This window comes from Parvibaculum sp. (assembly GCF_049671045.1).
Lineage (GTDB): Bacteria > Pseudomonadota > Alphaproteobacteria > Parvibaculales > Parvibaculaceae > Parvibaculum.
Map to the genome: position 1 here is coordinate 1 of NZ_JBATUH010000138.1, position 2,228 is coordinate 2,228.

Genomic DNA, 2,228 nt, shown 5'->3' on the forward strand with positions numbered 1-2,228 from the left:
GGCCTGCCGGGCTCGGCGGCAGCGCGAGCGCCGCGGGCGCGGCCAGGTGGCCTGCCGCCGGGATGAGGCGGGAGAGCACGGGACGGAAAACGAAGAACATGGCGACGAGCGCGAGGATCGCGAGAACGGCGAATTCGCCGATGCGGATGTAGTCGGCCTTGGTGAAGCCCGAAGCCGGATCGGCGAGCGGCGTCGTGTCCACCGGCGCAACCTCCGCGAAGCGCAGATTGACGACTTCCACATGGTCGCCGCGCGACTGGTCGAAGCCGATGGCCGATTTCACGAGCGCCTCGATCTTGGCGATTTCCTGTTCGGAGCGCGGCGCATAGACGGTCTTGCCGTCGGCGCCCGCCGTATAGGTGCCGTCGACGAGCACGGCGACCGACAGCCGCCGGATGCGGCCGGGTTCGAGCACTTCCGTCTTCGTCGTGCGCGAGATTTCGTAGTTGACCGTCTCTTCGTTGCGGTTCGACTTCTGCTGCGAGGTCGTCGCCTGGTCCGCGCCGCCGAGATTGGCGTTCGGCAGATTGTTGCCGACGGAGACGGACTGGTTCTGCCTGCCGTCCGAATTGCTGGAGGCGTCTTCGACTGTCTGGGTCGAGCGGACGACCTGGCCGTTCGGATCATAGATGTCCGACGTCTGGGTGACGCGGTTGTAGTCCATCTGCGCGGTCACTTCGACGCGCGCCTTGTCCTGGCCAACGACGCGGCCGATGATGTCCTCGACATGTGTGCGCACGCGGTTCTCGTAAGCCGTGCGCTGTTCCTCGACGGTCGCCGTCACCATGGACATCGCGTCCTCGCCGGCGCCGCTCGCCAGAAGCGCGCCGCGCTCGTCGACGATCGAGACATGGCCGGGCGTCAGACCTTCCACGGCGGAGGCGACGAGCTGCTGGATCGCCTTCACCTGCTGGACGGCGAGCGTGCCGCGCACCTTGAGAACGATGGAAGCGGTGGGTTCGCGCTTGTTGCGCGAGAAAAGCTCGCGTTCCGGCAGAACGAGATGGACGCGCGCGCCGTCGATGCCGTCGATCGAGCGGATGGTGCGCGACAATTCGCCCTCGAGGGCGCGCAGATGATTGATGTTCTGAAGGAAGCTCGTCGTGCCGAGCGCATCGGCATTGTCGAAGATCTCATAGCCGACCGTGCCGCCCGAGGGCAGGCCCTTGGCGGCGAGCGCCATGCGGAGCTTCAGCACGCTGCGTTCCGGCACGAAGATCGTCGTGCCGTCGCCGCGAAGCTCGTATTTGACGTTCATCGCGTCGAGCGCGGTCGTCATTTTCGCCGCGTCTTCGCGGGCGATGTCGGAAAAGAGGAGCGCCATGGGCTCCGCGGTCATGCGCAGTCCCAGATAGGCGAAGAAGCCAAGCATCGACAGCGCAACGACGCCGAGCGTTACAAGCCGCGCAAGCCCCAGCGATTTCAGCAGATTCGCAATGCCGCCCACGTTCCCACCTCAAGTGTCACCGCCTCGCGCATCCGTCCGTTCCTTGGACAAATGTCGATGCAAGACATCAGGTAAGCGGCAATTCCTTTGCCCCCGAAAGATCCGCGCTCCTTTGCCCAAGGCGCCCTGGCGGATCTCTTCCCCGTGCCGGTAGGCAAAAATTACCGCCGACAGGCTAAACAGATCCTTAACGCGCTCGGCAAAACTTGCCGGGCGGGAGGGGAAAGGCGGGGGGACATGAAACAGAATGCGCCGGCGAAGGGGTCTTCGCCGGCGCAATCAGGTCAGCAAGTACGCGGATACCTGCCCTATCTCACTGCCTGTATTGCTGAACGCGCGTCGCACGCAAACCGGCGAGGCCGTGGCGCTCGATCGAACGCTGCCAGCTCAGGAATTCTTCCACGGTGAGCGTGTAGCGCCGGCAGGCATCGTCGAGGCTGATCAGCCCGCCCCGAACGGCGGCGACAACCTCGGCCTTGCGGCGGATGACCCAGCGCTTCGTGTCCGGCGGCGGCAGATCAGCCACGGTGAGCGGGCTTCCGTCCGGCCCGATCACATAGTTGATCTTGTGTGTTGGCTGCTCGCTCATCGAACAGGATCTCCCGTGCTCATTACTGATCGGACTGTAGGCTGATGCGTTTAAAAAACGGCTAAGCCACGTCGTAAACTTTGTCTGAAATCAATGGGTTAAGCGTGCCATCGCGGGACGGAAGGCCGCTTTTCAGGAAGATGCCGCCGGATCGGTTACATTTGTCACGTCGGAGTATTTGATCTGCGCGCC

At 63.9% G+C, this 2,228-nt stretch carries 2 protein-coding genes; both read right to left on the bottom strand.

What is annotated here, in order from left to right:
• Nucleotides 1-1,447 (bottom strand): flagellar basal-body MS-ring/collar protein FliF (gene fliF, locus WBG82_RS15910; RefSeq protein WP_424425907.1); only part of this gene is annotated, 1,447 nt, incomplete at its 3' end.
• A 313-nt stretch (nucleotides 1,448-1,760) separates the two neighbouring features.
• The gene (locus WBG82_RS15915; RefSeq protein WP_424425908.1) at nucleotides 1,761-2,036 is read right to left on the bottom strand and encodes a DUF1153 domain-containing protein; all 276 of its coding nucleotides are present in this window, start codon (nucleotides 2,034-2,036) and stop codon (nucleotides 1,761-1,763) included.
• Nucleotides 2,037-2,228 lie beyond the last annotated feature (192 nt).

Coding starts and splice junctions, on each gene's coding strand:
- WBG82_RS15915 (WP_424425908.1), bottom strand. CDS start 2,036: ATGAGCGAGCAGCCAACACACAAGATCAACTATGTGATCGGGCCGGAC.